At 33.1% G+C, this 23,598-nt stretch carries 23 protein-coding genes; 5 read left to right on the top strand and 18 right to left on the bottom strand.

Going from position 1 to position 23,598, the window contains the following annotated elements:
• Positions 1-137: 137 nt before the first annotated feature.
• The 4 genes from HM983_RS06930 to HM983_RS06915 are packed head-to-tail and all read right to left on the bottom strand — an operon-like array spanning position 138 to position 3,456.
• A complete protein-coding gene (locus HM983_RS06930; RefSeq protein WP_179344657.1) occupies positions 138-860 on the bottom strand; it encodes an ABC transporter ATP-binding protein in 723 nt (240 codons plus the stop codon).
• Positions 861-880: 20 nt separating this feature from the next.
• Positions 881-2,359, bottom strand: coding sequence for a DUF5687 family protein (locus tag HM983_RS06925; RefSeq protein ID WP_179344656.1), 1,479 nt, complete (start codon positions 2,357-2,359; stop codon positions 881-883).
• Positions 2,360-2,419: 60 nt separating this feature from the next.
• On the bottom strand, positions 2,420-3,112 hold the full coding sequence (locus HM983_RS06920) for a hypothetical protein (protein ID WP_179344655.1): 693 nt from the start codon (positions 3,110-3,112) through the stop codon (positions 2,420-2,422).
• Between the two features lie 11 nt (positions 3,113-3,123).
• Entirely contained in the window at positions 3,124-3,456 is a 333-nt protein-coding gene (locus tag HM983_RS06915; protein WP_179344654.1) for a PadR family transcriptional regulator, read from the bottom strand.
• 132 nt (positions 3,457-3,588) lie between these two features.
• Between HM983_RS06915 and HM983_RS06910 the strand changes: the two genes are divergently transcribed.
• Positions 3,589-4,647 carry a ferredoxin--NADP reductase gene (locus HM983_RS06910; RefSeq protein WP_179344653.1) on the top strand — a complete coding sequence of 353 codons (1,059 nt, stop codon included), beginning with the start codon at positions 3,589-3,591 and terminating at the stop codon, positions 4,645-4,647.
• Positions 4,648-4,692: 45 nt separating this feature from the next.
• On the opposite strand, the gene HM983_RS06905 is transcribed toward HM983_RS06910, so the two are convergent.
• Both HM983_RS06905 and HM983_RS06900 read right to left on the bottom strand, forming a co-directional pair.
• Positions 4,693-5,715: a glycosyltransferase family 9 protein gene (locus HM983_RS06905; RefSeq protein WP_246277475.1), complete on the bottom strand. Its 1,023-nt coding sequence runs from the start codon at positions 5,713-5,715 to the stop codon at positions 4,693-4,695.
• A gap of 49 nt (positions 5,716-5,764) precedes the next feature.
• Positions 5,765-6,373, bottom strand: a complete 609-nt coding sequence (locus tag HM983_RS06900) for a DUF4254 domain-containing protein (RefSeq protein WP_179344652.1) — start codon at positions 6,371-6,373, stop codon at positions 5,765-5,767.
• Between the two features lie 70 nt (positions 6,374-6,443).
• Between HM983_RS06900 and upp the strand changes: the two genes are divergently transcribed.
• Positions 6,444-7,103, top strand: coding sequence for a uracil phosphoribosyltransferase (gene upp / locus HM983_RS06895; protein ID WP_179344651.1), 660 nt, complete (start codon positions 6,444-6,446; stop codon positions 7,101-7,103).
• Here the strand turns inward: upp and HM983_RS06890 are convergent.
• The gene (locus HM983_RS06890) at positions 7,092-8,009 is read right to left on the bottom strand and encodes a DUF6427 family protein (protein WP_179344650.1); all 918 of its coding nucleotides are present in this window, start codon (positions 8,007-8,009) and stop codon (positions 7,092-7,094) included. The genes upp and HM983_RS06890 overlap by 12 nt on opposite strands.
• Before the next feature lie 54 nt (positions 8,010-8,063).
• On the opposite strand from HM983_RS06890, the gene HM983_RS06885 reads away from it, so the two are divergent.
• Complete coding sequence (locus tag HM983_RS06885) at positions 8,064-8,291, top strand: DUF6341 family protein (protein WP_179344649.1); 228 nt, start codon at positions 8,064-8,066, stop codon at positions 8,289-8,291.
• 4 nt (positions 8,292-8,295) lie between these two features.
• Here HM983_RS06885 and purD read toward each other — a convergent pair whose 3' ends face one another.
• On the bottom strand, positions 8,296-9,567 hold the full coding sequence (gene purD, locus HM983_RS06880; RefSeq protein WP_179344648.1) for a phosphoribosylamine--glycine ligase: 1,272 nt from the start codon (positions 9,565-9,567) through the stop codon (positions 8,296-8,298).
• Between the two features lie 104 nt (positions 9,568-9,671).
• On the opposite strand from purD, the gene HM983_RS06875 reads away from it, so the two are divergent.
• Both HM983_RS06875 and HM983_RS06870 read left to right on the top strand, forming a co-directional pair.
• A complete protein-coding gene (locus HM983_RS06875) occupies positions 9,672-10,982 on the top strand; it encodes a phenylacetate--CoA ligase family protein (RefSeq protein WP_179344647.1) in 1,311 nt (436 codons plus the stop codon).
• Between the two features lie 6 nt (positions 10,983-10,988).
• Positions 10,989-12,152, top strand: a complete 1,164-nt coding sequence (locus HM983_RS06870) for a glycosyltransferase family 4 protein (RefSeq protein WP_246277474.1) — start codon at positions 10,989-10,991, stop codon at positions 12,150-12,152.
• On the opposite strand, the gene HM983_RS06865 is transcribed toward HM983_RS06870, so the two are convergent.
• The 10 genes from HM983_RS06865 to HM983_RS06820 all read right to left on the bottom strand — a co-directional run bounded on the left by HM983_RS06865 (position 12,149) and on the right by HM983_RS06820 (position 23,598).
• Entirely contained in the window at positions 12,149-13,504 is a 1,356-nt protein-coding gene (locus tag HM983_RS06865; RefSeq protein WP_179344646.1) for an undecaprenyl-phosphate glucose phosphotransferase, read from the bottom strand. The genes HM983_RS06870 and HM983_RS06865 overlap by 4 nt on opposite strands.
• Before the next feature lie 177 nt (positions 13,505-13,681).
• Positions 13,682-14,593, bottom strand: a complete 912-nt coding sequence (locus HM983_RS06860; RefSeq protein WP_246277473.1) for a GDP-mannose 4,6-dehydratase — start codon at positions 14,591-14,593, stop codon at positions 13,682-13,684.
• On the bottom strand, positions 14,562-15,596 hold the full coding sequence (gene gmd, locus HM983_RS06855; RefSeq protein ID WP_179344645.1) for a GDP-mannose 4,6-dehydratase: 1,035 nt from the start codon (positions 15,594-15,596) through the stop codon (positions 14,562-14,564). The genes HM983_RS06860 and gmd overlap by 32 nt, the downstream gene beginning before the upstream one ends.
• A 1-nt stretch (position 15,597) precedes the next feature.
• Positions 15,598-16,746 (bottom strand): glycosyltransferase, encoded by a 1,149-nt coding sequence (locus HM983_RS06850; RefSeq protein ID WP_179344644.1) that lies wholly within the window; start codon positions 16,744-16,746, stop codon positions 15,598-15,600.
• Positions 16,743-17,786, bottom strand: coding sequence for a glycosyltransferase family 4 protein (locus HM983_RS06845; protein ID WP_179344643.1), 1,044 nt, complete (start codon positions 17,784-17,786; stop codon positions 16,743-16,745). Before HM983_RS06845 ends, HM983_RS06850 begins: the two co-directional genes overlap by 4 nt.
• Before the next feature lie 18 nt (positions 17,787-17,804).
• Entirely contained in the window at positions 17,805-19,037 is a 1,233-nt protein-coding gene (locus HM983_RS06840; RefSeq protein ID WP_179344642.1) for an O-antigen ligase family protein, read from the bottom strand.
• The gene (locus tag HM983_RS06835) at positions 19,034-20,164 is read right to left on the bottom strand and encodes an O-antigen ligase family protein (protein ID WP_179344641.1); all 1,131 of its coding nucleotides are present in this window, start codon (positions 20,162-20,164) and stop codon (positions 19,034-19,036) included. Before HM983_RS06835 ends, HM983_RS06840 begins: the two co-directional genes overlap by 4 nt.
• Positions 20,165-20,373: 209 nt before the next feature.
• Positions 20,374-21,588, bottom strand: a complete 1,215-nt coding sequence (locus HM983_RS06830) for a CDP-glycerol glycerophosphotransferase family protein (RefSeq protein ID WP_179344640.1) — start codon at positions 21,586-21,588, stop codon at positions 20,374-20,376.
• Positions 21,588-22,838 carry an oligosaccharide flippase family protein gene (locus HM983_RS06825; RefSeq protein ID WP_179344639.1) on the bottom strand — a complete coding sequence of 417 codons (1,251 nt, stop codon included), beginning with the start codon at positions 22,836-22,838 and terminating at the stop codon, positions 21,588-21,590. Before HM983_RS06825 ends, HM983_RS06830 begins: the two co-directional genes overlap by 1 nt.
• A gap of 31 nt (positions 22,839-22,869) precedes the next feature.
• The gene (locus HM983_RS06820; protein ID WP_179344638.1) at positions 22,870-23,598 is read right to left on the bottom strand and encodes a phosphocholine cytidylyltransferase family protein; all 729 of its coding nucleotides are present in this window, start codon (positions 23,596-23,598) and stop codon (positions 22,870-22,872) included.

Here is a 23,598-nt window from a genome sequence, read left to right as displayed (position 1 = left end):
TATTCTCTGGAATTTGCAGACTTCATGGTTAGCTCGCAGAGTCGCTAAGGCGCAAAGAAGAAAGCCTGTAAATTTGGGTTTACAGGCTTTTTGAAATTATTTTACATATGCTAATACTATATAATTGAAAAAGTTTTTCACTCTTCCTCCTGAGCAACCGCCATAGAACCCGCAAAATGTGCTTCAAGCTCCTTTAAAGTTGCTGGATTGGTCTCCAAGTCCTTGATGACCTCACCTTTTTCCAATACCACAATGCGCTCGCATACATCGGTGACATGCATTAAGTCGTGGCTAGATACCAAAACCGTGACACCTTGCTTTTCGGCCAAATCTTTAAGGATCTGTTTTAATCTAATTTGGGTGGTTGGGTCCAAATTTGCAAAAGGTTCGTCTAAAATAATCACTTCAGGATTACCGATGAGTGCCGCCACAATACCAGCCTTCTTTTGATTACCCTTACTAAGGTCACGAAGGTATTTTTTCTTTCCTATGATTTCACCATTGAAGAAATCTTCAAACTTAGCTGTGAGATTATCCACATCAGCTTTATTTTGGCCACGCAAATCTCCGATAAAATAGAAGTATTCTTCTGGTGTGAGGTAGCCAATTAAGAAACTTTCATCAATAAAAGAAGAAGTGAAAGGCTTCCAATCTTCGCTTTCATCTACCACTATACTGTTACTGGTAATGTTTCCTGTTGTTGGTTTTATTAGATCTAACAATAGGCTGAAATAGGTTGTTTTTCCCGCTCCGTTATTGCCGACCAAACCAAAACTCTGACCTTTTGGTATGTTTAATTCGTTTATGGTAAGCACCGTAGTTCCGTTATATGCTTTTGAAAGGTTTTGTGTATGTATCATCGTTTAAATTCTTAGTATTATTAACTATCTTGGCTAAAGGCGTCAATCATTTTGTATTTGGCATCGAGGTATCGTTTGGTAATCATGGTCATTAACTTTTTATGAAGCACAATACCTACAACTCCAAACACAATAAGTACAGCGATTCCTGCTTCAAAGCCTATGAGCCAATTGACCAAAGCAAAAATGAGCATTGGCAAAATCATGAGTGGCAGACCAATGATCCATTGGACGGCTCCAGTGCCTTGATAATTAAAAGCTGCTCGTTGATTTAAATCTATTTTTTTTCTGTTGAAAGATCCGCCATAAAGTATAACATGGGAGTTGACACCAATGTTATAAATGGCAGCAGCGAAATGTGCTATCAATATTTTCCAACCAAAATACACATACGGAATACTGAGCAAAAACATGATACCAACGCTAAGCACCATTAATATAAATTTTGAACGCAAATATTGCTCGTATTTAATATTCTGACTCATTAAAAGCTTGTAATACCCACTATCCCAAGCCGGAATGAATTGCCCGAAATTGATGAGAAAAATTCCTGTGACGAAGATGCCAATAAACGGGAACATCCAAACCATATCTTTATACACCGGCTGCGGATAAAAGAACAGTCCATACAATAAGCCGATTACCATAATAAAAACGGAAGACTTGGTGCGTTTGTTTCTCCAAATGAGTTTTAAGTCCAGTTGCATAAACGGCGCAATATTACCAAAACGCTTCGTCCATGACATATCTGCTGCTTTGACTTCGGTCACTTTAGATTTTAGCGAACTGTCTAAAAACAGCTTTTCTCTTAAAATCTTAAAGTTGTAGACATAACAAGCCGCTAGAATTAACAGAGGGACCAAAATTAGAATTGGATTATTTGCAACACCTCGCATCGCATTGCCAATGAGATCCGTCATTGAAACCACGTTAAAAAAATCCAGTGCATATAATGCACCAACAACTAAAATCAATGGTAAAAAAGAAAGTTCGGTTTCCGCCGAAAGTGCTTCGACTATAAAATTCAAAAAATTGATAATGAGCACCACAATAATTAAGGTGAACATCCATGTGAGTACCATCGATACCTCATAGCCATCCAGCATCAACATGATACTAAAAGGTATAATGGCAAACAAGGGTAAAAAATTAAAAAATGATAATGCCGATTTCCCTAAAACATAGTGTACAATAGTTGAGCGTTTTATCGGTAATGTAAGCAAAGGCTTAACGCTCATAACCGGTAATTTCTGAAGAAAAAAGCGCAGCATAAGATCAGCTATTATCCAAAAGAAGAGGTAGCTATTGGCAACTATAAATGGGTCTTGATCGGGAAAGAATTCTTTAAATATAGGCAAAAGGCCAAAGCCAAGCGCTAAGAACATAACTATAAAGTACAAAGCGAAAAACACCAATAAGATATTCATCGCCATGTTTTTCTGCCAATAAGACGAACGGAAGTATTGTTTCCATTCTAGATTGAGAAAATGTTTTATCATAAGTGGTGCTGGTTAGTTTGCATGAGATAAGTAGCTATTATAATACAATTGTTACAATTGTTAAGCTAATTTATATTCTGGATGTTGTTTTGCCATAGTCATTCTTAGTTTTGGTGATACAATGAATATAGAAATATATAGCGTAAGACCAAACAGCACAAGAAATGCTGAAATAAAGAACAGTATTAAGTTGGGCAATGTGCGATCCAAATCAAATATCACAGAAGCATAGATACCTATATTGAAGAAGTGAATTAATCCGCCAAGCTGCATGCCTATATTATCAAACAACCATTTTTTTCCAGTTTCTCTTTTTAACTTTTTAATTTGTTTTTGCTTTTGAATCATAAACCAGATAGGTACAACCAAAAAAACTAAACATATTGGAACCACAACAATCAAAGTGTTTTCGATGGTTTTAAGACTTAAATAATAAATATAGACCAAAAATAAAGTGAACATGATTTTTGGTAACTTGAAATAGTCTAAAAAATACTTCCAAACCAATTTTCTGTACCGCTTATTTAGTGCTTTTGTTTTTTCTTCGATGACATCACCAAATCCCATAATACCGAATTTTTTGAATTCGACATCCAAGGCTTCGTTAAAACTCAAATCTGAATTTTCTTCCCACTGTGCTTCAATACCATTAGCCAAATGGTCTACAAGTTCGGTTTGCACATCGTACCAATCTACATAGTGTTTTTGGGTGAAGGTGTAGAGGTATTTTATTTGCGATTTGGTTAGTTTCATTTACAATTATTTTAAGCCAATTTAGGGTTTACCAAAGCCTGCATCGTTTTTATGTATTCAGCCAATTCTTCAAGTTTGTTCACTGTTTCCTTTGTTCCTGTCTCTGTGAGTTTATAATATTTTCTTAAACGATTATCTACTTTTTTCACCTCGACATCCAACAGCCCTTCAGCTTCCATTTTGTGCAACGCAGGATAAAGGGCCCCTTCAGTAATGTTGAGTTCGCCCTTGGTCAACGCTTTTACTTTTTGGGTAATCTCGTAACCATACATCTTATCGTGCTCCTTTAGCAACTTTAAAATAATGACGTTCAAGCTTCCTTTGTATAATTTTGAATTGCTCATTGTGACACAAATATACATCATTTTCTTATGTATAAGTTTCTTAGGTATTGTTTTATCTTGCTAGAACTACTAGGTTCTAAAAACTTTGCAGGACTGTCTTAAGATTGCTTATTTTTGCCAAAAAATATTGCAATGTCACAATTCAACACCTTAAATATAAAATCAGTAGACAAAATCACTAAAGATGCTGTCGCTATTTCTTTTGAAATTCCAGAGAATTTAAAGGATAAATATACTTTTGAAGCTGGCCAGTACATCACCTTAAAAACCAAAATTGATGGTGAAGAAGTAAGACGCGATTACTCTATCTGTTCTTCCAAAAATAGTGGTGATCTTACAGTTGCAGTGAAAGCAGTTGAAGGAGGGACGTTTTCAGTTTACGCCAACAAACAATTAAAAGCTGGTGATCCCATCGACGTTGCCGAACCAAACGGTCGTTTTGTATTAGAAACAAATCAAGAGAGAACCAGAACCGTTGCCGCTTTTGCCGCAGGTAGCGGAATTACGCCAATATTAAGCATCGCCAAGACACTTTTGGAAGATGAACCTTTCAGTAATTTTATTTTAGTTTATGGGAATAAATCTTTGCAAGATGCTATGTTCTTTGATCAAATTGTAGAGTTGCAGGCGTTTTATGGCAACCGTTTTCATGCGCATTTTATATATAGCCAAACACGTGAAGAAGATGCATTATTTGGCAGAATTGAAAAAAGTACCGTCAATCTCATTGTTAAAAACAAATATAAAGATGTGACGATTGATAGTTTCTATCTGTGCGGTCCAGAGCAAATGATAAACACCGTAAAAGACGTTCTTATTGAAAATAGCATTAAAGAAAAACACATTTTCTTTGAATTATTTTCGGTTCCTGTTGAAGCTGAAAGCGTTTCTGAATCCGAATTACCTTCTGGACAAACCAATATTAAAGTATTGGTTGATGATGAGGAGTTTGAGTTTGACATGTCGCAAGAACAATCCATATTAGAAGCGACCTTGAAACAAGATATAGACGCACCGTATTCTTGCCAAGGTGGTATTTGCAGTAGCTGTATTGCCAGGATTACTGAAGGAGAAGCTAAAATGCGACAGAACAATATTTTAACAGATGGAGAGGTTGCCGAAGGATTGATACTCACTTGCCAAGCCCATCCCACTTCGGCTAAAGTTGTTGTGGATTATGATGATGTTTAACTAAGGTTATTCGATTTTTGGATTGCTAGACTTTTAGATTATTATCTAAGAAAAAATCACAGCTTTTATTTTAGTCACAATTTCCTCAACAGGAATACTACCAGCCGCATCCTCATAGCCATCAGGAAATTTGTTACCATACACAGAAGTTGGTATTAATGGATATTGATTTCTATCAGCTAATAGAGCATAATCCTGTGGCTGGTTAAACGGTGCAAAACCTGCAAAAGGATGTGTCACGCCCCAAATGGTAATTACTTTAATGCCAAGCATTGCAGCAAAATGAGCATTACCAGAGTCCATGGAAAGCATCATGTCTAAATTTGAAATTAAATCCAGTTCTTCATCCAAGCTCAATTTGCCGGCAACCGAATTGGCGCTTTCAAATTTCACTTCAAAGTTGTTCAAAATATCTACTTCATTTTGTCCTCCACCAAATAAGATTACGTTATAGTTTTTTGACAAATCTTTAATCACTTCTTCCATTTGTTGTAATGGATACATTTTGCTTTTGTGGGCTGCAAAAGGCGCAATTCCGATGGTTTTTCTTTCAGGATTTTGAATGAACTGTGTAAGATTTGGTGTAAGTTGCTTTTGTTTTGGAAAAGTTGGTTCAGATAAATTGACAGAACAACCTAAAATTTGAAAAACATCGGCATAACGTTGATGTGTGGTTTTTAATTGCTGAAATTTTTTACCACTAGTGAGTGCTTTTTTCTCAGCGCGACCTTTATCTATTTGTACAACCTGCGTGCCTGAAAAAAATAACTTTAGAATTTTACTTCTTAAGACGTTGTGTAGATCTGCGACAGCATCGAATTTTAACTTCTTTAATTCCTTAGACAATTGGTAAAGCCCTAAAATACCTTTGTGTTTTTCTTTTAAGTCAGCTGTATAAACCTCAACATTTTTTAAATCCCGAAATATCGGTTTGAAAAATGGTTTGGTAACGACTGTGATTTTTAATTCGGGATGTTGTTCGGTTAATGCTCTTAAAACTGGAACTGTCATAGCTACATCTCCCATTGCGGAAAATCTAATAACCAGTATGTGTTTTGGTTTGGGCATAGGGCATTGGATGTAGACCTCCTAGGTTTTTAAAACCTGCAAGGTCTTGTTATTTTTCACCACGCAAAACAGGATTCAGCTCATCGTCATTGTACATTTTCATTTGTTTGTAAACCTTCATGTACTTATCTCCATTCGCAATATCATTGAGCAAATCGTCTATAGCTGTGCTTAAATCCTTGCGTTGCTCTAATAACACGTTTAACTTTTTAATACAGGTTGCTTTGTGCGCTTCGGATGCATTTTCCCTTATGGTTTCCAAATGCATGTGATAGATTTTTAATGCTAAAATTGAAAGCCTGTCTATTGCCCAAGCTGGACTTTCGGAGTTGATTTTAGCGTCCGGTTTTACCTTTACGTCACTATATTTATCCAAAAAATATCCGTCAATAAACTCTACCGTATCCGTTCGGTCTTGATTGGAAGCATCTATTTTTCGTTTCAGTTTTAATGCAGCAACTGGATCTATATTTGGATCTCTAATAATATCTTCGTAAGCCCATTGAACAGTATCAATCCAACATTTTCGATACAACAAATGTGCTATTAAATCTTCATTTTTATTGTACTTATTTGTAAAAGGCTGATCTACCGTATTTAATATTTTATATGTGCTTATAGCATCTTGAAAAATGGTGTTGGCTTTTTCTGAAAACATGAGTCTTTTGTTTAATACTGCAAATATAGTTTGAATTATTAACTTTAGGCATTCAACTAAAAGCCATTCGATGCAAATTCATAACCTTTCTGAAACACCTTCAATACTTAATTCATTTATTTCTGAAATAAGAAACATTAACATTCAAAATGACCGCATGCGATTTAGAAGAAATATAGAACGCATTGGCGAAGTTTTAGGATATGAGTTAAGCAAATCACTTCAGTTTGAATCTAAAAAAATCGAAACACCCCTTGGAATTTCACACACTTCGTTATATAACAACAATATCGTTTTGTGTTCTATTTTAAGGGCTGGTGTACCATTGCATAACGGTTTGTTGAATTATTTTGACGACGCCGACAACGCATTTATTTCAGCATATAGACAACACAAACACAACCCGGAAAGCTTTGATATTGTAGTGGAATATTTGGCCTGTCCTAATCTTGAAGGCAAGACTTTAATTTTGGCGGATCCAATGTTGGCCACAGGTCAATCTATGGTGGCCACTTTTGAGGCGTTGAAGCCTTTTGGTACACCAAAGGAAATTCATTTGGTGAGCGTTATTGGCGCTCAAGAAGGTGTGAATTATGTAAGTAGGTCTTTCGGCAAAAAAGCCCATTTATGGATCGCGGCCATTGACGAAACACTAAATGACAAAGGTTATATAATTCCAGGATTGGGCGATGCCGGTGATTTAGCGTTTGGCAATAAGTTACAGCAATAAGCTCAAGGCCGCAGCAACAATTAAGAGGGTTACAAACACTTCCTTAAACCAACGTTCGCTAATAATCTCAATATACTTTGTGAGAATTATCGAGAAAGGAGCAAAGAGAAATAGGAATTCACTACCATTTTTTAATGGCGCAATAATAGCGACCAAAACCGCAATTACCGCAGCCCAACCAATGATAAAATAAGAAGGTCTCAGCTTTTTGTTTTTATCACCCATGGTTTTAAAGTAATAAACCATAATCCAAACGAGCATCGTAAACAGAATTGTAAGTTTAATAATGTTTTCGGCACTATTATAGGCCGTAAAATCCAAACTTGCCAATAGTTCAAAATTTGAAGATTGAATAAATTCATCATAAAAAATAATATTGAAACTCATTAACAAAACACCTACCGCAGCTATTGCCACAAATGGTATTATGGTGTTCTTTACATCATTCTGAGAATGGTAAATCAAGGCTACAATCACCAAGGCAAAAAACAGCATCGCCCAAAAGTAGAATAGTGTTGCGAACGCTATCCAAAAAGCAGCATCAAAGAATTTCTTTTTAACATTAATATGAGAATGAAGACTAATGATGCGTCTTAGAGCAAACATTATAAACAAATTGGACATTAGAATGTCTGAATGATTTAATGCATTAGGAAACACGGCAAACAGCAAGCCAAAAGCCATGATGCTGTAACTGTTTCTTTGTGTAAGGTTATTCTTTGAAATAATAAAATCCAAAAGAAACACCATAAACAAAACGATACCAAGCTTAAAAATTGCTTTTGATGCGGAATTAAAATTTGAAAAAAGTGGGGTGTGATTTGTGATGACAAATAATAAAACCACAAAAATCACAATGATAACGAGGTTAATGGGCTTTGATTTTTTAAAAACGCTTGTTATCATTAACTGTTTGTTGTACTTTTGTAGCTTGAAAGTTAGTTCAAATTTAAAAAACTTATGAAGGATTTCTTTTACGCTATAGAGGATTTATTTGTAAATGTGCTGTTTGCACCTTTTGATGCACTTAGAGCGTTGGAACTAGAAAGCTGGTTTGCCGCAAATATATTGTCTTGGATTTTTATGCTTATTGGTCTAGTGGCATTTACTTATTGGATGCTACAACTCAAAAAATACAACGATAACAACGAGGAGGACAAGACCGTTACTTCTCATTCTTACCTATAAATATTTAGAGGTCAAAACCAATATCCTTACGATAATACATCTTATCAAAATGTAGTTTTTCTATATTTTGATAAGATTTTTTTATGGCCTCTTGATACGTGTTGCCGTAAGATGTAACTGCCATAACACGACCACCTGAGGTCAATACTTTACCATTTTCTTTTTTGGCACCTGCATGAAACACTATAGAGTCCTCAACATGCTCCAAACCCGAAATCTCTTTTCCTTTTTCATAAGCTTCAGGATAACCACCAGAAACGAGCATTACCGTTGTTGCTGCTCTATCGTCAATTTCAATATTAATTTTCGATAAAGTTTTATTTGCCATAGCTTTAAAGATTTCAACCAAATCTGTTTTTATTCTGGGCAACACCGCTTCGGTTTCAGGATCTCCCATTCTAACGTTATACTCAATTACTTTTGGATCATTCCCGACCTTAATAAGTCCTATAAAAATAAAACCGACGTATGGTAAATTGTCTTTCTTTAAGCCTTCTACGGTGGGTTTTACGATTTGATTTTCAATTTTATCCAAAAAATCTTTGTTCGCAAATGGCACTGGCGAAACAGCTCCCATTCCTCCCGTATTTAAACCTATATCACCTTCTCCAATGCGCTTGTAATCTTTCGCTGTTGGCAAAATTTTATAATCTTTTCCGTCTGTTAGTACAAAACAGCTGAGCTCAATACCATCTAAAAATTCTTCAATCACCACTTTGGTGCTAGCGTCGCCAAATTTGGCATTTACGAGCATACTTTTTAGTTCTGATTTTGCTTCGTTTAAATCGTTTAAAATCAGAACTCCTTTTCCTGCCGCAAGACCGTCTGCTTTAAGCACATAAGGTGCGTTTAGACTTTCGAGAAATTTATATCCTTCCTCAACATTGGCCTTGGTAAAACTTTGATATGCTGCCGTTGGGATGTTATGGCGCATCATAAATTCTTTTGCAAATTCTTTGCTGCCTTCCAGTTGCGCAGCAGCTTTTTGTGGACCAATCACCGAAACGCTTTTTAAATCCTTGTCATTAAGAAAAAAATCGTGAATGCCTTGTACCAACGGATCTTCTGGACCAACTATCACCAAATTAATATCGTTTTTTAACACTTCTTCTTTGATAGCATTAAAGTCGGTAACTACAAGATTTAGGTTCTTTGCAATTGTCGCCGTACCTGAATTGCCAGGAGCCACAAAAAGGTTACTGCATTTATCGCTTTGTGCTAATTTCCAGGCAAATGTGTGTTCTCTACCTCCTGAACCAAGTACTAAAATATTCATGATTATTCTGTTTTTTGAAAATCTATAATGACTTCTGGCAAAAATAATTGGTTTTAAATTGAAAAAACAATTAATTTACGGAAACCTTAAAAGCTAAAAATAGCTTGCAATTATTCGACTTTTCTCTAAAGATAAATGGCTTTGACATTGACAAAGCTAAATCTGAGTTATCTAAAATCCACGAAAAAAACAACACGGAATTTGAAACTTATATTACACAGCGCAAAAATGCCATTCTCAATTTTCATTTAAAATACAATCATTTTTATAAAAATTTTGGAAAAGCAATTGACACAAGCAACTGGCAATCAGTTCCTGTAATGACCAAACAGCATTTGCAACAACCATTGAAACATAGATTATCAGACCATTATACGCCTAAAAGAGTTTATGTTAACAAAACCTCTGGCAGCTCTGGCGAACCCTTTGTTTTTGCAAAAGATAAATGGTGCCATGCCATGACTTGGGCTGTAATAATGAATCGTTTTTCTTGGTATAATATTGATTTTAACACTTCAAAACAGGCTCGGTTTTATGGTATTCCTCTCGATAAAAAAGGGTTTTATAAAGAAAGTTTGAAAGATTGGTTCGGTAATCGATATCGGTTTTCGGTGTTTGATTTGAGTGATAGTGCTTTTGAAAAAGCATTGCAAAAATTTGAATCTACAAAGTTCGATTATATCAACGGTTATACAAGCTCTGTTGTGCAATTCGCTAAATTTTTAAAGCGGAAAAATGTTGTTTTAAATCAGGTTTGTCCGACGTTGAAAGTTTGCATTGTAACTTCAGAAATGTTATTTGACAATGATAAAAGATTGATGGAGGCCCAATTTGGTGTGCCCTTAGTCAATGAATATGGAGCTTCGGAACTGGACCTCATCGCTTTTCAGAATAAAAATGAAGAATGGCAAATTAATAGCGAAACGTTGTTTGTTGAAATTTTAGATGAAAATGACAATGTTTTGCCCAATGGAAATGAAGGACGTGTTGTTATCACTTCGCTTTATAATAAAGCGCACCCGTTTATACGGTATGACATTGGTGACATTGGGATTTTATCCACAAAAAGCTCATTAAAAAAACCAATCTTACAAGCGCTCATTGGCAGAACTAACGATATCGCTGTATTGCCAAGTGGCAAAAAAGCAGCCGGACTCACATTTTATTACATTACCAAAAGCGTAATTGAAGATGATGGCAATGTTGCTGAATTTACTATTGAACAATTGAAATTAGATAAATTTAAGATTAGCTATGTTGGCGAATTTGCACTTTCAGATGAAAAAAAGAGTACTATTGCAGCTGAAATGAGGCGTTATTTGGAAGACGGCATTAATGTAGAATTTGAACGCGTATCTCAACTACAACGCTCTAAATCTGGTAAGTTAAAACAGTTTACCTCCTATGTTAATTAAGCAACAATGATGCAAGAATTAATGATTATTACGAGTTACTATCCTCCAGAAATTGGTGCGGCCGCTAACCGTATTTGTCATTTAGCAGAAGGATTATCTTCTGATTATAAAGTGAGTGTGGTCACGCCTTTGCCCAATTATCCAACCGGGAAAATTTTTACAAATTACCGCGGCAAAAGTTCTTCCAAATCTTATGAAAATGGTGTAACAGTGCATAGACTTTGGCTTTATGCCTCGGTTTCAAAAAACAAATTTGTTAGACTTTTTGCTATGCTTTCGTATAGTTTTAGTTTGATGTGGTTTTTTATATGGCATACGATTCCTCAAAAAGTAGTAGTACAGTCACCACCGCTTTTGGTAGCTTTTACCTGTATGTTATTTTTACGTTCTAAAAAAAGAACATTGATTTTGAACGTAAGCGACCTCTGGCCAAGTGCAGGTCTGGAACTGGGAGCTTTAAAAAATGGCTTGACTTATAATACTCTTAAAAAACTAGAGCGTTATAACTATAAAAATGCCGATCTGGTTTTGGGACAAAGCCAAGAAATTCTCACGCATATTAATAAAATTACTACAACACCAGAATTGTTTTTATATAGAAATTACCCTGAATTTAACACGTCGAAAATTATTCCGAAGGATTCATCGAACAAAAAACTACGTTTAGTTTATGCAGGTTTGTTGGGTGTAGCGCAAGGGATTTTAAGACTTTGTAAAGAGCTGGAATATGACGGCATAGAGTTTCATATTTATGGTTCTGGTGCTGAAGCTTCTGATATTGAAAATTTTATAAATTCTAATAAAAATTTGCCTCTATTTTTTTATGGCAGCTTAAAAAGAGAGGAGTTACACCAAGCTCTAATTGGCTACGATGTCGCTATAATACCCTTATTAAATAGGATTTACGGCTCGGTACCTTCAAAAATATTTGAGTATTCAAAATTAGGACTTCCTATGCTCTATTTTGGTGGAGGCGAAGGGGAGAAAATTATTTCAACCTATAATTTGGGTTGGATTGCTAGAGAAGGTGATTATGTTGAGCTGAATTCAACATTGAAAAAAATAAAGTCGCAAAAAATATCTGTAGAGTTAAGAAAAGATATTCAAAATAGTGCAAAGGAACATTTTGACTTTCAACACCAACTTAAAAGGTTAAAAACAATTCTTTAATATGCTTTTTCTTCACCCTTAACGGCATTCATAAATGTTTGGACTATAATTTTTAAATCTAACAATAGTGACCAATTTTCGATATAAAAAATATCAAACTTCACACGTCCAATGATATCCTTATCAGTTTCAACCTCACCTCTAAATCCGCTGATCTGTGCCAAACCCGTAATACCCGGTTTCACAAAGTGCCTTACCATAAATTTATCAATTTTTTTAGCATACATATTGGTATGGCTCACCATATGAGGTCGTGGCCCTACAACGGACATATCTCCGAACAATACATTGAAAAATTGCGGCAATTCGTCTATACTGGTTTTTCTAATGAATTTGCCAATTTTAGTTACACGTTGGTCGCCTTTTGTTGCTTGATATAAATGTGCTTCTTTATTTGGTGTCATTGACCTAAATTTATAACAGTCAAACTCCTTATAATTAAAGCCATTTCTCGATTGTTTAAAAAATACCGGACCTTTGGATTCTATCTTTATCAAAATAGCAATTATTGGCGTGAGCCATGATAGGATAAAGACGATAATAAAACTCGCAAATAAAATATCAAAACTTCGCTTTAAGAACATATTTACAGAATCTTCAAGCGGAATGGTTCTAAGGGTAAGTACAGGAATGTAATCGTAATATTCGTATTTCAACTTTTTGGAATAAATTTCTTTACTGTCTGGAATAAATTTTAAAATTTTTAAATTGTTGTCAGCAAAGTCTACGATATCAGCAATTTGGGTGTTGGTCATTTCTGAAATTGAGCAGTAAATTTCATCAATGCCTTCTTCCAAAATATATTGAAATGCTTCATTGAGACTCTGCCCTTTGTTCTTAAAACTAAACGATTTTTTATGAGAATAGCCATATTCTGGATTCCTTTTGAAAAAATTCTCTAAAGCCAAGGTCTTTTTGTTAAGACCTAAAATAACTGTAGATCTGTAGTTACCGCCAAAAGACGTTCTATATTTTTGGAGTAAATAGTATACAGTAAATTTGAATATAGTAATAAGCAATGAGCAGGTAAAAGCATATATTACAGTTGGTCTTGGGTACACATCCAACTCATGGTAAAGACCAGAAAATGCAAACGCCAGCAATAAAAACAATATAGATTGACGTGCGATTAGGGTTAAAATATTGACAGGCCTGGTATATCTATATACTTCATAAAAACGAGTATAAACAGAAAGCAAAACCCAGCTGATGGAAATGAAAGTTGAAAATGTTAGAAAATCTTCAGGTTTGAGCAAATAATAGTAAGCAACCAAATTTATAATACTTAAATCTATTAAGTATGAAATTGGCCTGAGGTAACCAGAATATCTTCCTTGTTTAAATAAGCTCAAATTTTTTTGGTATAAAAATAGTGTTTAAAGTGATTATGAGTCCTAGTAACTTATTTAAAAATCATTAAAAGACTATTGAAAATATAATTAAATGTAACAATCACCTAGGTTAAGTTAAATTGAAATATTCATTTTTTGAAAATTTTTTAATTATTAAAAAATCTCAATTTAAGTAATTCAATAGCTATACATTTTCTCTAAAGTATTCTTAATACTATTATGGTTATTATTATTCCCTATAAACGAGGTTAGTTTTTTATTAGAGCCTTTAAGAGTTTGTATCTCGTTTTTTCTGACGAATTCAGGATTAATTTTCACTGTAATAGAGTATCCAGCAATATCTTCCATTATATCTAATATCTCTTTTATGTCGATAGCGCTTCCGCTACAGACATTGACAATCTCTGATTTCACATCAGAAACAAGAAGGTCAATATAACATTTTACCACAAAATTTACACTGTTGAACTCTCGGTAAACATTAATATTTCCCAGTTCAATTTCTTTTTTCTTCTCTTGGAAGTGTGAAACTATTTTAGGTATTAAAAATTTACTGTCTTGACCTATTCCGGTGTAATTAAATGGTCTTGTTATTATGATATTTTGTGTTTCAAAATATGTCTTAATCATGTTTTCCATGACTAATTTACTATTCCCATAATGGTTAACGGGCTGAGGGTTCATAGTTTCATCTAGCTCTCCCTCAATATTACCATAAACTGCACCACTACTCGCAATCAAAATTTTATTAGGGCTATAATCTAAATTATCTATGGCCTCAAGCAGATTTAAAGTGCCAAATATATTGACATTGTATATTTGCTGCTTATTTTCAGAAGCTACAAATGAGATAGCTGCTAAATGAACAATATATTTAGGCTTAATACTCTTTAAAATGTTTCCAAGCTCTTTTTTATCCAAAATATTACAACAATAGTGTTTTGGATTATTAGGTGTGCTTACTGTAGTTCCGTATACATCAAACCCCTTATCTAAAAGGTATTGTTCTAAATGAGCACCTGTGAAACCATTAATTCCTGTTATAAATACTTTTTCTTTAGAAAGTTCCTCCATTTTGATTTCTTTCAATATCCTTTTTAACCATCATGTCGCATAATTCTTTCAGAGTCGTTTTAGGCACCCAGTTTAATTGGTTGTTAGCTTTAGTAGCGTCTCCAATCAATAAATCAACTTCTGCAGGGCGATAGAATTTAGGATTAACCTTTATTAACTCTTTACCCGTATTGTCATCAAAACCAATTTCATTTTCTTCCTTTCCTTTCCAGGATATATTTATATCAATTGCTTTAAAAGCTAAAGACACAAAATCCCTGACAGTTTGTGTTTTATTTGTTGCCAGGACAAAGGTTCCTGGCTCATCAATTTGTAACATTCTATACATGCCATCCACATATTCCTTTGCATAGCCCCAATCTCTTTTTGCGTCCATGTTACCGAGTTCTAGCAGCTCTTGTTTTCCTAAATGGATTTTAGCTACGGCATCTGTAATTTTTCTTGTAACAAACTCCTTGCCTCTTAAAGGTGATTCATGGTTAAATAAAATACCGCTAGTGGCAAATATGCCATATGATTCTTGGTAATTTAAAGTCGCCCAATGTGCAAATACCTTTGCAACACCATAAGGACTTCTAGGGTGAAATGGTGTGTTTTCATTTTGGGGAATAGCATGAACTTTACCAAACATTTCTGAAGTTGAGGCCTGATAAAATTTAATTTTTGGATTAATCGTTCTAATAGCCTCAAGTAAATTCATTGCGCCAATACCAGTTATGTGGGCGGTAGCAATGGGTTGAGTGAAAGAAACACCCACGAAACTTTGAGCCGCCAAATTATAAATCTCGTCAGGTTCAATTTCTGAGATTATTCTATAAGCGCTTGATAGATCTATCAGGTCATATTCCAACAATGTCAAATTAGGGTGTTGATCTACACCCAATTCTTCGATTCTCCAAAAGTTTGTTGAACTTGTTCTTCTATAAGTGCCATAAACTTTATATCCCTTATTCAGTAATAATTCTGCCAAATATGCAGCGTCTTGGCCAGTGATGCCTGTTATAATTGCTTTCTTCATTTTATTGATTTTCCTTCCAGTTCTTATATAATTCTTCTATTGTTTCTTTAAATTCCAGTTCAAATCTTTCCACGCTAAATCGTTTTGCATTTTTCCTTATCTCAATTTTATTAAACCTAGCCTCATTATCTTCAAAATATTTTAAAGCATTAATAAGGCTGTCTGCCTCTTGATCTTCAAAGAATATCCCTGTCATTGCTTCTGACACGTTATTTTCACTAGGAAATACCCCTTTAATTGTTTCTAAGGCACCACCTTTTCCATATGCAATTACCGGAACACCACAAGCCTGTGCTTCAATTGGTGCGATTCCAAAATCTTCTTCAGCTGCAAAGATAAACGCTCTTGCTTGCTTTATTAAGACTTGCATCTCTTCTTTTTCAACATACCCTTTAAGTTCGACATTTGAATTTGCTAATTTTTTAATTTTCTTATAATCAGGGCCGTCACCAACGACAATTAATTTTTTGTTCGTTCTTGAGAACGCGTCCACTATTAAATCAATCTTTTTATATGGTACCATTCTTGAACAAGTAATATAATAGTCCTTTGTTTCTGTGGCTAATGTAAATGATTTCGTATCTACTGGCGGGTAAATAACAATGGCTTCCTTGTTGTAAATTTTTTTGATTCTTTTGGCAACGAAATTAGAAATTGCAATATAGTGATCGGGTCTATTCGCTGTTGAAAAATCCCATAATCTTAGCTTGAACAAAAAATATCTTGCAAATAAGCCTTTTATACCTTTGTCAAGTCCTTCTTCCTTTATATACTGCGAATACAGATCCCAAGCGTATCTCACGGGTGAATAAACGTAAGAAATGTGTAATTGGTTCGGTCTGGTTAATACCCCTTTAGCAACTGAAGAAGATGAAGATATAATTAGCTCATAATCTGTTAAGTCTAATTCTTCTATGGCAAGTGGAAAAAGAGGGAGATAATTCCTGTACTTTGTTTTTCCAAAGGGTAAATTTTGGATAAAAGTGTTTTTTGTTTGTTTACCTTTTAATATAATATCTCTATGCTCTTGTGATAGATTATCAATTAAAGAAAAATGGTCAAAATCGTCCCAAATATTAGTAAAGCTTTCAACGCATCTTTCTGCTCCGCCATATACTGTATACCAATCATGGATTAAGGCTTTTTTCATAATAATTCCTCAATTATAGCTGTGAGTTTTATAGTTGCTTTATCCCAACTAAAACGTCTCGAGTTTTTGAGTCCCAATTCTCGGAGTTCATGTATTTTTTCTTTATTCCCGATAACTTCTTTAATTTTGTTTCTAATGCTTTGCGTTGAATATGGGTCAAAATATTCTACTGAATTTCCATATACCTCAGGAAGGGAAGTTACATTAGATATTAGACACGCGCACCCACAAGATTGTGCTTCCAATGGAGGGATACCAAAGCCCTCGAATAAGGAAGCGTAAATGAATAATTCTGCTCTGTTATAAAAATCGATTAACTCTTTATCCGTTAAATAGCCGGTAAAGATAATATTATCATTATTATTTCCACCACTTAAATCAGTTTTAGAAAATGATTTGTTTTTGGCCCCCACGATAACGAGTTTATATTCGGAATCTATTTCATTAAATGATTCTATGACACGTTTCAAATTCTTTCGCGGATCTAAAGAAGATACAGTTAAGATGATTTTTTCTTTTCTCAACTTTTTGTTTATAAATTTTAACGACGGCGCTGCATAGATAACGTCAATTTTGTCATCAAGAATTTTATATGTTTCAACTATATCTCTCTTAACATAATGACTATCGGTTACCACCTTTCGAGAGTTTCTTAAGCTTTTAGGAATGAGATAATTATAGGATTTTTGAAATTGATAAGTGAACCATTTAGGATGATGTCTAAAGGCTAAATCATATAAAAACATCAATTTGTTCTTATACAATACTGGCCCAATTCCGACAAAATTAATTAATAACGGGTTTCCGTTTTTTTTTAAAAAAACAGGTAAGTCTATCTGTTCCCATAATTGACCTTTAAATTTCCCTACAGGAGTAATTCTAATGTCGCTATTTAAATTATTTATCACCTTTTCTTCAGGCAAGACCAAAACCACTTCTTCTTCTCCTATTCGCTTAGGTAATCTATTACATATTTCAAAAGCATATCTTTGAACTCCTGTCATTTTCTGAGTTAAAAACCTTGCATTTATAACTATCATTGATTCCTTTTCGATTGATTAAAAGTTGTTTTTGTGTAAAAAAACATTTGAGAATGCAAATAAACAATTAAAAGTTGTGAATAGGACTATCCCAGTATTTCTTATTAAAATATTTTCTGTCAAAAACACGAGATAGAATAAAATTAAAAAACTAAAATATTCTTTGTCCTTATTTAAAATCGCAATCCTTAGAAAAAATGAAAATGAAATTAGAATTAACAATAATCCAAAAGGTCCGAATGACAAAAAGTAGTCTAGATATTGGTTATGAGTGTTATAATTAAATTCGTCGAATGCCTGAGTTTTAAATTTAGTGTAACACTCATTTAATCGACTCTGTGTGTCCGCTGGGGAAAAACCATATAAAGGAGTTTTTTCTAGAAGAGAAAATGAGCAATTATAAATTGCCATTCGTAAATTATAAGAGTTATACACCTCTTCTTGAGGGTAAACATACCTTGATTCTACAATTTCATTAATTCTTGACTTAATTGGTGAAATATATACTAAAACACTAAAGCCTATTAGAGATACTACGACTACTAAGAGAGCTTGCTTTTTGCTTCTGATATTTTGATAAATTGCTATTAGTCCAACTGCTAGTAATGATAAAATCACACCTTTTGAGCTAGCTAGTGCTATGCCAGCTATTAATATTAATATAAAAGTAAAATTTACCCAAGCTTTTTTAAATCGATTATAAAAAATCAATATTAAAGCGGTTGCCATGAGTAATGAAAAATAAATAACATGCTCACCAATAATTGGTACTAACTCAATACTCTCTCTTAATCTTATATTTATCCAATAAGAGTCATGTTGATTAAGGATATTTTCTATGTTAATAAGTAGAAATATTGCAGTGATCAAAACAGAAGTTACTGATGAACATATAAATATTTGGATAAACCTTTTAATTTGAGCAGTGTTTGTGAATGGTCTCAAAATAAATATTGTAACTGGTATAACAAAAAAGGCTAATGTTTTACTCATAAAATTTATTCCCCTATGAAAATCCTCAGCCCATAAAAGGGAGACCACATATAACAAAAAAGGTAAAATAAATACAATCAAAAATCCTATTGGCTTCAGGCTTATGACTTTATATTTATTATTAAGTATAAAACTGCATAAGGCCCCAGCAATAAAAATCAAAATAGCCATACTTACCATAAATAACGATAAAACAGGCAGAAGTGCGAGCAAATAAATATAAAAGTCTTTGCTTTTTATAAATTTAAGAATATTCATTTGATTATTCTTTTTTGATAATTAATACTATATGGGAGGGCTAAAAAAACCCATATAAATAACATAATAAAAGAAGGAAATGCGTTAAAAGAAATAAACAACGCCAATAGAGCGCCAGTAATTAAATCGTCTTTATTTTTTAAGGAAACAAAAAGTGTTTTTAGTAAAAAGAGGATGAAAATTAAAAAGCCTAAAATACCATATTCTGCCCATACCTCTAAATATACATTGTTAGTAATTCCTCGTATGTTTTTTCTAGCAATAAAATCATCAAACCATACTGAAGGGTTCAGTACAACATTTCTATAATCATTATAATAGTCATAATGGAGGGCAAAATTATATGGTCCAACGCCTACAAACGGATTGGCGACACCTTGTTTAAAAGCTATTCTTCCAGTTATATATCTATCAACTTTAGAGAAGTTTTCAGTGGTAAGATAACTTACAGGTTGAAACATTTTTTTCTTAACATACTTTTGAAAGTATTCTGTTTTTGTGAACGCGAAAAATGCCAATATAATTAGTGGGTAAATTATAAGTATTTTTCCCGTAAACAACTTTTTTCTGTACACGTAAATTAAAAACACAAATGCACTTACCAAAGATATGGTAGACATAGTTGTTATGATCGTACATAATAAAAACCATCCAGATTTGGTATTGCCCCTGAAAAATGCAATTGCTGCAGATAATATTAAATAAAGACCGAAAAAATTACCTTCTTTAAATGTTCCTGATCTTATTATTCCAAATAAGTTTTGAGGCACTGGTTCCATTCCAAATAACCTTATGTACGGTATACCAAATGCTGAAGAAATAAATAAATACCAAGAATAACTGGCCGCCAAAATTGACCCTAAAACCCAATATTTTAAAATATTGTTGTTTTTATTCTTAAAAAAATAAAGGCTGAAAAAAAAAGCTATAATACATAAAGTAACATAACCAAGTCTAAGAAAACTGTCTCCTTTCTCACTTAGTCTAAACGGGATATTTTTTAATTGATAATTATAATCCCAAAGCGCATTTACAGTAAATGACAAAAAAACCCAAAACAAGAACAGGAATAGAATCTTATTTCTTGAAACGTACCAAATGTATTGAATAGGAATGCGCCCTTTCAAAAAATACAACATTATTAATAGTAACAATAATAATTCAGAAATTTTGAAAGGAAAACCTATGTTTATAGTAAGAGCCTGTGTAAAAGGCAAAAAAAACAAGAATAAGTAAAAAAATATAGCGACTTTTACTTTCATGCGGGTGTCTATAAGTAAACCTAATTTGAATAAGTATTTCTTGTTTCAATTATCGATTTATCATCTTAAATTTTTTAATTATTGTTTGTCAGATTTTTAACAAAGTTAAATTTACTTAATTGTTGCTTTCTCTTTTTGCCATAATCATCATTTTCTTCAATAATCTTTGCAATAATTTTCAATGTGTCCGGCCAAGAATAACAAATTGGGCCTAAATCTAATTGTTTATAATCAAAATAAAAACCTAGCTTGTTAGAATATTCTTCAAAATCATGAGCCATAAATACTATAGGCTTGTCTAACATCAGAAAGTCAAAAAACACGCTAGAGTAATCTGTAACTAATATGTCAGTAAATTTAAGTAATGGATAAGGATCAGGATGCGGATAAACATACAAATTATCTAAATTTTTAACTATCTGAGATATTAGATCAAAATCTAAAAAATGAGCTTTAATTACAAAAAGTACGTTCTTGGATTTGCAATAATTGCTCAATTGGATTAGATCTAATTTCGAATCCGAAATTATATCAAGAATAGATTTGTTGAAGATGGTCCGATGCGTCGGCAACCAAGCTATTATTTTATCATATTTATTATCTAAAAATTTCAGTTCTTTAATTTCTGGAAAAAAACTAGTAGATAATTCAAAACCCTCATCAAAACAGATGGTTCTAGCTTGTCTAGCAAGAACAATATTTTCCTGCACTTTATTGTTCCTAAATGACTTAGAAAACGCTTCTATTGAGTTTTCTTTTGCAATTTGACAAGGAGCGTAGAGTACATCACATTTCATGTAATATGAATAAGGAAACCATTTTGATATAAAAACTTTTACTTTTCCCGAAAAATTATTGTCTGTCCAGTCCCCACCATAACCGATTTTTCTCAATGCCATGGCGTGCCATAATTGAATAATTTTTGCGCCACCTAATAATGCCCCGTTTATATCTGACAACTGATGCGACAAATAAGCCTTTGAGGCTCTAAGCACAGTATAGATACCCGAAAGCGAATAAAGGTTCTTTGCGGGTAGCCCAAGTTCATTTAATCTTGACACAACTTCACTATCCTTAGAAATCCATACAAGGTTTTTTTCTTGTCTCGCAATTTCAGAATCGTAATGTTTTATGAAAAAATATTTTGAATTGTCGGCAAAATGTCTGCCCAAAGAAGAACCAATAACCGACAACTTTTTGTCTTTGGGAAACAGTTTTGAAAGCCAATAGATAGGCAGCCCAATGATAATTTTAAAAATAGTTATAAGGTTATTGAGTGCTTGTTTCATCAATTTGATATAGTTTTATTTCGGTCTTGTAAAAATAGTTTTACACCAAATAATCTAATTGCAAATACTATCAATTGCGTGAAAATTAATAACAGAACTATTGAATAGATTGATAAATATTTATAAACAAAAAATAATATTATCAAATGTAGGCATCCAGCCAAAACAACACTATAATTTGCATATTTTTCATAATTAAATGCACCAAGCAAAGGATATCCAATAAAAGTGGACGGAACTAACAATAGAGATAATACGCAAAAATATTTTAATAAATGGGCGCTTTCTGAATAACCTTCTCCAAAAACAAAAGATATTAATTCTAAAGAAAACATAAAAACAATAAAGCTTACAATAAAATTTAGTGTTGTGGCGCCAAGAAAAATTTTCTTAAATAATTTTAAATCTTTTTTCATAACCATATGTGGGTATATAGAATCAGAAAGAGGGGTATAAATTATAGTCATTGCCACATATACCTTTTCGGCCACAGCAAATATACCAGCATAAAATTCCCCTAGTACCAAACCTACAATAAAATTATTTCCTGAAGAATACCCTGCTACTGCCGCTCTCGAAAAAAAATATTGGGTACTTAGATTTAATTGTTTTCTAATACTGTTATAACTGGTTAGATATATTTTTATTCCAAATTCTCGATATGCTAAAAAAAGAGAGAGCAAACCAGCTAAAACGAATCCGGTAGAATATAATAGAGGCACATATATGTAATCATTTTCTGTTTTAATAATTGCAAAAATCAATAAAGTAAATGTCAATTTGGAAACCAGATTAACAAAGGTCACGTGCTTCATTTTCTCCATGCCCTGAAATAACCATATAGGTGTAAATGTTTGTCCAACTACCATTCCAAATCCCATTATATAAGTCTCCTTGTTCTCATATATCATTGGAATTGTATAGATTAGTATTAATAATATACCAAAGGTAATAAGCAATAGTACCGCTTTGATTATCATTATACTGCTGAAAATAGTATTTACCCTATTAAGATTGTGCCTGAAAAGTGAAATCTCTTTTGTGGCTGACAAATTGAATCCGTAATCTGTAATCACGAAAAGTAATTGCATTATAGAATACACCATAACAACTACACCGTAATTAGAAACTCCCAAAACTCTAGCTAAATAAGGGAGCGTCACAAATGGCAAAACTAAATTAACAATTTGTAATGTAGAAAGAGCTAAAAAATTTTTAAAGATTACATGGTTTACAAAAGACTTGTTCATTTAATTTTAGTCACATTAACAAATTAAAAGATTAATTCATTTTAGATCCAAATTCTCTCTTAGCTTTTAAATAATCTTCTTCAAAATCAACCTCAACAAAATTATTGTCTAAAATATCCATAGCATTAATTTCAAACTTCTTTGAATCAATTGCAGCTTGTATGACAAACTCCATATAATGATTTAGTTCTCCTTGCTTAAATGCATTCTCTGCTGTCGATTTAAAAAATGGTATCGTTAATTTACTGAACTTTGCTATACCGAGAAATTCGCCATCAGCAATGTTTGAATCCATTTCTTTAGTAATTTGAATCACTTTATCTGCTTCAAGCAATACTTTCATCTCTTCTTCTCCACATTTTTTTCTTTCATATGGCAATATCATGTCTCCATTTGCCGTAATAAGACTGTCCCAAATACTCTTGTCTGCAAGTGTGTCTGCGTGCAAAAACAAGAAATCTTCGTGTATGTTGCTGGTTTTAAAAGCCATATACAAAGATCCTAAAACATTGCAGTGATCCCAAAATGGATTATATACGATTTCAATATTGTTGTATGTGCTAATGTGATTTTCAATTTTATTACTGTTAAAACCAGTAACAATAATTATTTTTTCTAAATCAAATTTACTTAGCAATTTTAAATTATAATCGAGTAATGTGTCATTATTATCATTTAATGGTAATAGACTTTTTGGAAGATCTGCTGTATAATCCCCTAGTCTACTTCCTTTTCCTGCTGCCAAAATTATTCCAATCAT

The organism is Winogradskyella ursingii (assembly GCF_013403975.1).
GTDB lineage: Bacteria > Bacteroidota > Bacteroidia > Flavobacteriales > Flavobacteriaceae > Winogradskyella > Winogradskyella ursingii.
This window is presented reverse-complemented; position numbering and strand designations above follow the sequence as displayed.

What these genes read in the sequence shown, in the direction of transcription:
- HM983_RS06930 (WP_179344657.1), bottom strand. Translation starts at nt 860, where the DNA reads ATGATACATACACAAAACCTTTCAAAAGCATATAACGGAACTACGGTG.
- HM983_RS06925 (WP_179344656.1), bottom strand. Translation starts at nt 2,359, where the DNA reads ATGATAAAACATTTTCTCAATCTAGAATGGAAACAATACTTCCGTTCG.
- HM983_RS06920 (WP_179344655.1), bottom strand. Translation starts at nt 3,112, where the DNA reads ATGAAACTAACCAAATCGCAAATAAAATACCTCTACACCTTCACCCAA.
- HM983_RS06915 (WP_179344654.1), bottom strand. Translation starts at nt 3,456, where the DNA reads ATGAGCAATTCAAAATTATACAAAGGAAGCTTGAACGTCATTATTTTA.
- HM983_RS06910 (WP_179344653.1), top strand. Translation starts at nt 3,589, where the DNA reads ATGTCACAATTCAACACCTTAAATATAAAATCAGTAGACAAAATCACT.
- HM983_RS06905 (WP_246277475.1), bottom strand. Translation starts at nt 5,715, where the DNA reads ATGCCCAAACCAAAACACATACTGGTTATTAGATTTTCCGCAATGGGA.
- HM983_RS06900 (WP_179344652.1), bottom strand. Translation starts at nt 6,373, where the DNA reads ATGTTTTCAGAAAAAGCCAACACCATTTTTCAAGATGCTATAAGCACA.
- upp (WP_179344651.1), top strand. Translation starts at nt 6,444, where the DNA reads ATGCAAATTCATAACCTTTCTGAAACACCTTCAATACTTAATTCATTT.
- HM983_RS06890 (WP_179344650.1), bottom strand. Translation starts at nt 8,009, where the DNA reads ATGATAACAAGCGTTTTTAAAAAATCAAAGCCCATTAACCTCGTTATC.
- HM983_RS06885 (WP_179344649.1), top strand. Translation starts at nt 8,064, where the DNA reads ATGAAGGATTTCTTTTACGCTATAGAGGATTTATTTGTAAATGTGCTG.
- purD (WP_179344648.1), bottom strand. Translation starts at nt 9,567, where the DNA reads ATGAATATTTTAGTACTTGGTTCAGGAGGTAGAGAACACACATTTGCC.
- HM983_RS06870 (WP_246277474.1), top strand. Translation starts at nt 10,989, where the DNA reads ATGATGCAAGAATTAATGATTATTACGAGTTACTATCCTCCAGAAATT.
- gmd (WP_179344645.1), bottom strand. Translation starts at nt 15,596, where the DNA reads ATGAAGAAAGCAATTATAACAGGCATCACTGGCCAAGACGCTGCATAT.
- HM983_RS06850 (WP_179344644.1), bottom strand. Translation starts at nt 16,746, where the DNA reads ATGAAAAAAGCCTTAATCCATGATTGGTATACAGTATATGGCGGAGCA.
- HM983_RS06845 (WP_179344643.1), bottom strand. Translation starts at nt 17,786, where the DNA reads ATGATAGTTATAAATGCAAGGTTTTTAACTCAGAAAATGACAGGAGTT.
- HM983_RS06840 (WP_179344642.1), bottom strand. Translation starts at nt 19,037, where the DNA reads ATGAATATTCTTAAATTTATAAAAAGCAAAGACTTTTATATTTATTTG.
- HM983_RS06830 (WP_179344640.1), bottom strand. Translation starts at nt 21,588, where the DNA reads ATGAAACAAGCACTCAATAACCTTATAACTATTTTTAAAATTATCATT.
- HM983_RS06825 (WP_179344639.1), bottom strand. Translation starts at nt 22,838, where the DNA reads ATGAACAAGTCTTTTGTAAACCATGTAATCTTTAAAAATTTTTTAGCT.
- HM983_RS06820 (WP_179344638.1), bottom strand. Translation starts at nt 23,598, where the DNA reads ATGATTGGAATAATTTTGGCAGCAGGAAAAGGAAGTAGACTAGGGGAT.